The following is a 7,335-nucleotide window of genomic DNA, read 5'->3' on the forward strand; positions in this document are numbered from 1 at the left end:
ACTCCTACATTTTGAGCACCATACTCTGACCCACCATTTGTTTTAGCTGAATTAAAAGATGGCTCCTTATACCCATAGAATGATTGATTCACATATTCTGAACTACTAGCAGCGTGAGTTACTATACTAAATGTAGAAATAGATAGAATGAGAATCAATAGCAATGATACGCCTTTTTTAAACATATAAACTTTTCACCTCTTCCTTTTTTTAACAATATATTACCATAAGTACATTAACATAAATTTCTTTATTTATCTATAATTTACCATATTAATCGACAAACAATTTAGATTATTATATTTCTTTTAAACCCTCTCCATTCAAGGCATGATTGGGTTAAATGTAATATGAAATACAAGATATGCAATATTTCATATCTTGTATTTTGTATATTAAATTATCAATCTATTCCTTTCTTATACATCAGTATCTAATTTTTGCTAGTTGCTCTTCTTTTTAAAATAACTATTTTGTTCAATTTTTTGATACATTTACGAAACATTTCTCTGTTATCTTCATTAAGTTCTTTTCTTTTTATAATGTCGTGCGAGATATACCAACACAGGAAGCCCTAGCCCCCTAATCCTAGAGCTTCTTTTTTAATAAGGATTTTATGTATTTTATTATTCCCACCAACTTTCTAAATTTTATATTCAATATATAATTATACTAAATTTATAATATATTAATGGAACGTCACGTGTTTCAAATACAACATTTTTTGATGACCTTTAATACATAAAATGTTGTTATCAAGTCGGAGTAAAACACCTTTGGGTGTCTTTTCTTTTGTACATTATATTCATTAGGGCTCATTTATTTTTTACAAAACCCACCCTTTTGCTTCCGACAACGATGAGGAGTGGTTTTTTTGTTATCTTTTTCTAAAATTTGTTTCCTAAAACATACGCAGAAACTTTACGTACAATGGTTTTCACAAATTCTTTTAGAAGTTCAAACAAAACTCCATTAGAGATAGTTTTATTAAATTTTTCACTACTAGCCACAAAAATATCTTATAATCTTTATATAATAAATTAATGTATTAGGGGTAGATAAAATGCCAGTTACACTCGAACTTATTCTTTTCATTCTTATAGCAATTAGTGCTGTTGGCTATTTAATAAAAGAATTTCAAAAAACTAGGAAACGAACACTTGGAATTTCACTAGAATTTTTAGTTCTTTTCTGGTCAATATGGAGAATATCAACTCTCATAATCTAATTTATAAAACATGAATTCCTTCGAATGAAGTGAAACTTTAATCAGTGGGAGTTTTATTCATCCCCCACTGATTATTAGTTAAACCAATCGGGATTTTACGGGATAAATTTACCAGTATTTTTACCACAACATTCATGTTAAAATCCCTTGTGAGTACGACATAACTCGACCTTATGAAGCTCCGCAGCTTTTATCGCGGAGCTTTTTTTATTTAAAATAACTTTTTTGTTCATTTTTTTGATACATTTACGAAACATTCATATGTTACGTTATATAAGTCCTTTTTTAAATCATATTCATTCTAGCAAAAAGTCCTAGTCCCCCTAGGACTTTTTGCATTCAAATAATGAGTTGTCTTTTTTCTCAATAACCGAAACTATTTAAGGTGGTAAAATAATAATTGGACTGGCATCCAATACCATATTACAATGGAGCAAATCTCAAGAAGGCACCTTAGGGTGTCTTTTTTATAGAGAATCAGTTTAAAAACTAAAAATAAAGGAACCTCAATAAATGAGGTTCAAAAAATCTACTATTTTAAATTACCTTCGTAAAAAGCAACTCCATTTTGAACATGTTTTAAATACCACGTAATCGTCCCGCCACAAACATTTTCATTAAAACTATTAGCATATACTCCATTTGAGTAATAAAGAGTTCTTTTGAATTTCCCATTAGAATACTCATAAGGAATTGAGCATGTTGCTTGCTTCGGAGAGCTCACAGCTTTTTGTGTATCAGCTGAAGCTGCACCAATTCCTCCTGTTAATGCAATACCTGTTGCTAACGCTCCTACTACTAATTTCTTGAACATAATAAATCCCCCTTTAATAGTTTTTATTGATTACAACTTAAATGTATCACTTTTGTAATTTATGTAAATATCTTGAATATGTAGAAATATTTATTTAATTATTGGTAATATTAGGATTTTATTTTATCAAATGGAAAATAGAGGGATTATTAGATGAGCATGTGAAAATACAGATAGGTTTATATTAAATGAACGTGGTCCAAGTCGGCGAAAGGCACCTTTTGGTTTCTTTTTTTACATAAAAAAATCTCACCATCTTATAGAAACGATAAGCCCTTTAAAACAATAATTGCAACTATATTAATTTTACATTACATTAAGGTTAGAGAATGTTCTTATATTAATAAAGTGCTAAATAGTAGGTGGCAAAATGGAATTTAACGATTTGGGTATTACCATTAAAGAACTTAGAATTAAAAAAAATATATCACAATCCGAATTATGTCATGGAATATGTTCACAAAGTCAAATTAGTAAGATTGAAAAAGGTATGATTTATCCATCTAGTATATTGTTATATCAATTATCAGAAAGACTTGGTATTGATCCAAATAACATATTTGCACTAACTCAAAACAAAAGATTAAAATATGTAGAAAATGTAAAATATGTAATAAAAGATTGCTTAAAACAAAAACAATATAAAGAACTTTATGAAATAGTAAAAAAAGAGAAAAACTTAAATAATTTTCAAACAAAAGATGAGAAACAATTTCTAATATGGCATGAAGCAATTGCTATATTTGTGGTGGATAAATCAATAAAAACTGCTTTAGATTTTTTAAATAATGCATTAAAACTGACTTTAACTAATTCTGATTTTTTATCAGAAAGAGAAATAGATATTATGCAAACAATGGCTATATTTTATGCGGAAAATAAAGAATATGAAAAAAGTATTAATATATTCAAAAAATGTTTAACTAATTTTAATAAGCTAGATTTTCCTAGAGATAAAGAAATTAAATTAAAACTCATGTTAAATTTAGCAAAATGTTTCGACTTCACATATCAACATGAAGAGGCAATAAAGTACATTGATAAAGGTATCAAATTAGCAATTAATCTAAATACTTTATACCTACTAGGTGAACTATTCTATTTAAAAGGTCAGTGTTTATTAAAAATTAAACAACATAATGTAGAAGAGGTTATTTATAACTGGAAAAAAGCATTATTTATATTTGAACTAACAGAAAAAGAATATTATACAAAAGTGATACCAGATGAACTTATTGAAATACAAAATAAAAAACACTCATAATTTCGTAAAAACTACTTACAAAACCCACAGAAAAAATCCCTATAGCTTTTAAACTTAGATCGATAATATTAAAATAATTTAAGCCGGCGGAAGGCACCTTTTGGTGTCTTTTCTTTATTTTTACAAGGACCTGCTCAATTAATTCTTAAAAACATAATAGGGAATATTGTTTTATTTATCTCATTTTCATTCATGCTATATATAAAATTCGCTAATAAATCCACCTCAAACATACTTATATGCATAGGAGTATGTTTGAGGTGGAACTCCTTCAAATACTAATTCCTTTTATAAGCCGTTTTTTTGATGTAGATGACATTATTCTCAATACAATAGAATGAATTATGGGAACATATTTAGCAATATATATCAAAAAACAATATTAAGACCCTCCCTCCACCTTAAGGTAGAAGGTATCTTCTAATTTCTATTTCAAACTACTCGCAATCTCGGTAAAGATAACCCAAAGCGCATACGCACTTGCATCTAGATATCCTTAACTTCTTTCACCAACTACCGCTCCTCTGCCGAACGATCTTTCACCGATAGATTGTATGCCGTGAAGTGCTATTTGTAACATTTCAATTCAGATATACGACAGTAAAGAATACATCATCACGGTGTCAGCAAGCAAAAGTGTATTCTGCATTTCTGAAAACAGTAGATGGCAGATTATGACCTACTGAATCTGCTAAGAAAGAATATACAAGAACATCCTTAACATCCTCTCTATTTCCACTAATGATGACATCAAGGAAATCTTCTACTTGGAATTCTGGAGTAAACAACACAATCTTAGTTGTTCTGTTTGGTTCTAAAGAAACAAAAGTACAAGAGATTTCAACTAATTCATTTTGAGTTGGGAAAAAAGTGTTTCGGCTTCTCTTAACAGTTACCGTTACATTACTAGTATGGCAACGTGAATCATTGTTTAACATAATGTTGAGAGCAGTTGGAATAATCCCATTTCCAGAAACTAGAACTCGAAACACTCCCGTAGATTTATAAGCCATATAATCACATTCTTTCAAAATAAAATATATTTACAATATATTAGATGCAAAAAACGTTCATTTTGATATGGACAAATTATATGATTAATATATTTATAATAACCCTCGGTATTACTAAGCCAAAGTTTTAAAAGATTAACAAATAATTACCTCTGCAAATTTAGAAACCCTTTGCATTTTTATAATCAGATAAACTAAATCGTTACCGCATTAACAAAGGGACTCCAATTATGGAGTCCCTTTGTTAATTAGCAATTAAAAATGATCAGCATGTGAGTATTGTATAATTTCTTCCTTTTTTAGAGCATGTTGTGTATCACCTGTATTGTTACTAAATGATAATGTTATCACTAATCCTAACGCCGCTAATATAAGCTTCTTCATTATTTTAACGCCCCTTTTCTTAGTAATTTTTGTTTCGCTTCGTAACATACATTGAAATAATCACTAACTTTTTCATGCTTATTCAATTTGCGGAAGCGAACCGCTAATACTTCTGCATATTCTTCTACGAAATCCCATAAATCCTGCTTTTCGAAGTAAGAAATACTTTTTTCCACTTCTTCTTCTAAGAGTTCAATTGCTTCATCTTCATTAAGAGAACGTAAAATATTGAAATGATATACATACTCTTCATTTCCTAATTCTATACAAACTGCTAATCCTTTTTCAATAAGTTCTTTTGCAATATTTATTTCTCTTAGCTTATAGTGTTCACGTGCTTGTAAGAACAATGCTTTAAAATGGGCAGGATTCTTCTCTGTCACTTCTGATAAATGACGAATCGCTAATGTAGATAAGTTTTGAGTTGCGTATAATAATCCTAAATTATGCCTTACTACTAAAATCAATTTTTCCACATTATGTTTTTGCAAAAGATCAATGGAACGATTCAAATGTTCTTCCGCTTTTTCAAATTGCTTTAAGAATATACAAGCTGTCCCTATTGTGTTTTCACAAGAAGCGACTTTCACCTCGTATCCAGCATGTCTTTCAAAGATTTCTTTCGCTTTATTTGCGTATTCAATAGATATTAGCATACTAGACATATGATGATTTAACACCGCATATTTTTGATAAAACTCTGCATGCTCTAGTTCGTCAGAAATATGTTCTAATAGGCTCTCAGCTTCTTCATATTGTCTTCGGGCTTCATTATAGTTACTAAACATTAAAGCATGTTCTGCTTTAAAAGAATGATAGTAATAAGCTGTGAGTGTATCTGTCGATTCATCGAATGTATCAATTGCTTCAAAACTATCTTTTCGAATACTTACTCGATCAGTTAGCATTCTATATTTTAGGTCTAGTAAAGAATAATATAATAATAAATTTTGATTTTGATTTTCTTTTTCTTCTGCATGTTTAATCTGTTCAATTTTTTCATCTATTTCTTTAATTCAGTTGCTTTTATAATTTGCTGCGACAACATCATTTGATAAAAATCATTAAGTTGTTGCATAACTGCTTCATGCATTAAAATATTTGTGCTCATATCACTACGTCCTCCTCAACCACTTCTATTTACCTAAATATTACCATAATTCCGCAAATTATATAACAATTCACCCCGCAATTATAAATTGATAAAAAAATAACAGAATATTCTAAATTAAAAAGGGGACTGGCTGACACATGGTTACTGTATAAAAAATAAAAAACTTATGATATTTGATCTTATTTATGGTTCTGTTACAAAGTTTTCTAAGTTAATATAAACTCTAGAAAAAATGAATACAGATCACCAAAAATGAGTTATCTTTAATCCGAACAATAATTATAATCGTTATAAAAATTCTCATTATTGTTAATAATAAAATATTTTGATATTCCATTTTTCCTAAAAGTGTACTATACTGTAAATTGCTGAGGGGGTATTTTTAGTATTTTATGGTAACCATTCAATTTGTTAGGTGGTTATTAGTATTATGGTAACGAAAACCTTATATTTCCCCTTGAAGATAAAGCATTAGCAGCAATCACATCGAAATATCATAATAATAATTATGTTCTTAACATATATCAAGGAGTTTTAATTCAGAAAATTCTAATCATTAACTGATATAAAGTGCTAAATAAAATATTTAGACAATTGAAGTCCAATAATGATTAGAAGATATATATATTAGAAAAGGAATTTTGGGAGATCTTATCCTATATAACTAATACATATAGCGTTGTATCTTTAAATCAATAAATTTTTCGATAAGCTAGTTAATAGATTATTGAATTTAATCTTTTGATAGAGTTAAAAAAATCAACTTTATATTCTAATTTAGAAATTACTAGGTGGTGTCGGTAGTGTTTGAGTACCTTTTAGTTAAAGCCTTATTTACTATTTTCTTAATTAGCCTAATCGTGTTAATCAGTGTAATATGGACTAAAATAGAAAAAATTATGGACGAGACTGTATTTAAAAACGTTTCTGAAAAAACCAGATATGTAGGAACTATGATAATTGTTATGGTGGGAGAATTTGTTCTCATAGTCATTACTTCATTAAATTGGAAAGCTTCAATTATTGACACACTCTTTTTTGGTAGTATTATTTTGTTCTGCTGTATATGGCTAATACCTTATTTTGTTAATCAACAACAAAACGTCGCTAAAGTTATGGATAAGCATTTTAGTGGAGGGGTAGATTTAGGTGAAATTCAAGTTCATCGTGCGAAACTTTCTGCATTTAATTTAGGAAGTATTGTATTTTCTATAGTGGGAATCATTATACCTATTTGTTATTATTTTAAATACTTTTTATAACGCTTTATTGGTACTGTTGCAAATTTTTTTAAGATATAGTAATAGGTGAGATTACAGATATTTATGTAGAGGCAACTTAGATGTATAAGACAATCCATTCATTTGAGCGAAAACAGTAAAATACCCTATAAAAAAAGAGACCCTATTGGTATTATCCCCTATAGGTAGACAGTAAAAAAAGAGTCCATCTGATATGATGGACTCAATACTGTTTTATCTGGAGGGGATTTTTTTATGGCAAGAAAAGGACAATCAT

General features: G+C 28.7%; 5 protein-coding genes and 3 pseudogenes. 2 read left to right on the plus strand and 6 right to left on the minus strand.

All coding sequences use genetic code 11. The features are described 5' to 3' along the window. Together MR143_RS32415 and MR143_RS32420 are read right to left on the minus strand one after the other, a co-directional pair. Positions 1–185, minus strand: a pseudogene (locus MR143_RS32415) (hypothetical protein); the annotation flags it as partial. A gap of 1,575 nt (positions 186–1,760) precedes the next feature. Further along, complete coding sequence (locus MR143_RS32420; RefSeq protein ID WP_000473814.1) at positions 1,761–2,042, minus strand: LCI fold-containing protein; 282 nt, start codon at positions 2,040–2,042, stop codon at positions 1,761–1,763. A gap of 370 nt (positions 2,043–2,412) precedes the next feature. Between MR143_RS32420 and MR143_RS32425 the strand changes: the two genes are divergently transcribed. Continuing rightward, positions 2,413–3,306: a helix-turn-helix domain-containing protein gene (locus MR143_RS32425; protein WP_000395465.1), complete on the plus strand. Its 894-nt coding sequence runs from the start codon at positions 2,413–2,415 to the stop codon at positions 3,304–3,306. A 499-nt stretch (positions 3,307–3,805) separates the two neighbouring features. Here MR143_RS32425 and MR143_RS33640 read toward each other — a convergent pair. From MR143_RS33640 to MR143_RS32435, 4 genes and pseudogenes are all read right to left on the minus strand, one after another. Beyond that, positions 3,806–3,889: pseudogene (locus MR143_RS33640) on the minus strand (dihydroxyacetone kinase, ATP-dependent); the annotation flags it as partial. Between the two features lie 40 nt (positions 3,890–3,929). Next, positions 3,930–4,319 (minus strand): hypothetical protein, encoded by a 390-nt coding sequence (locus MR143_RS32430; protein WP_000323638.1) that lies wholly within the window; start codon positions 4,317–4,319, stop codon positions 3,930–3,932. Positions 4,320–4,574: 255 nt separating this feature from the next. Continuing rightward, a complete protein-coding gene (locus MR143_RS33110) occupies positions 4,575–4,703 on the minus strand; it encodes a hypothetical protein (RefSeq protein ID WP_000733501.1) in 129 nt (42 codons plus the stop codon). Continuing rightward, a pseudogene (locus tag MR143_RS32435) lies at positions 4,703–5,814 on the minus strand (response regulator aspartate phosphatase). The gene MR143_RS33110 and the pseudogene MR143_RS32435 overlap by 1 nt, the downstream one beginning before the upstream one ends. Positions 5,815–6,620: 806 nt before the next feature. On the opposite strand from MR143_RS32435, the gene MR143_RS32440 reads away from it, so the two are divergent. Then, positions 6,621–7,079, plus strand: coding sequence for a hypothetical protein (locus MR143_RS32440; protein WP_000464476.1), 459 nt, complete (start codon positions 6,621–6,623; stop codon positions 7,077–7,079). The last annotated feature ends 256 nt before the right edge of the window (positions 7,080–7,335 follow it).

Origin of the sequence: Bacillus cereus group sp. BfR-BA-01347, from assembly GCF_022663835.1 — a bacterium.
Lineage (GTDB): Bacteria > Bacillota > Bacilli > Bacillales > Bacillaceae_G > Bacillus_A > Bacillus_A thuringiensis_K.

Excerpts from the sequence above, each read along its gene's own strand:
- MR143_RS32420 (WP_000473814.1), bottom strand. The coding sequence starts at position 2,042 with ATGTTCAAGAAATTAGTAGTAGGAGCGTTAGCAACAGGTATTGCATTA.
- MR143_RS33110 (WP_000733501.1), bottom strand. The coding sequence starts at position 4,703 with ATGAAGAAGCTTATATTAGCGGCGTTAGGATTAGTGATAACATTATCA.
- MR143_RS32430 (WP_000323638.1), bottom strand. The coding sequence starts at position 4,319 with ATGGCTTATAAATCTACGGGAGTGTTTCGAGTTCTAGTTTCTGGAAAT.
- MR143_RS32425 (WP_000395465.1), top strand. The coding sequence starts at position 2,413 with ATGGAATTTAACGATTTGGGTATTACCATTAAAGAACTTAGAATTAAA.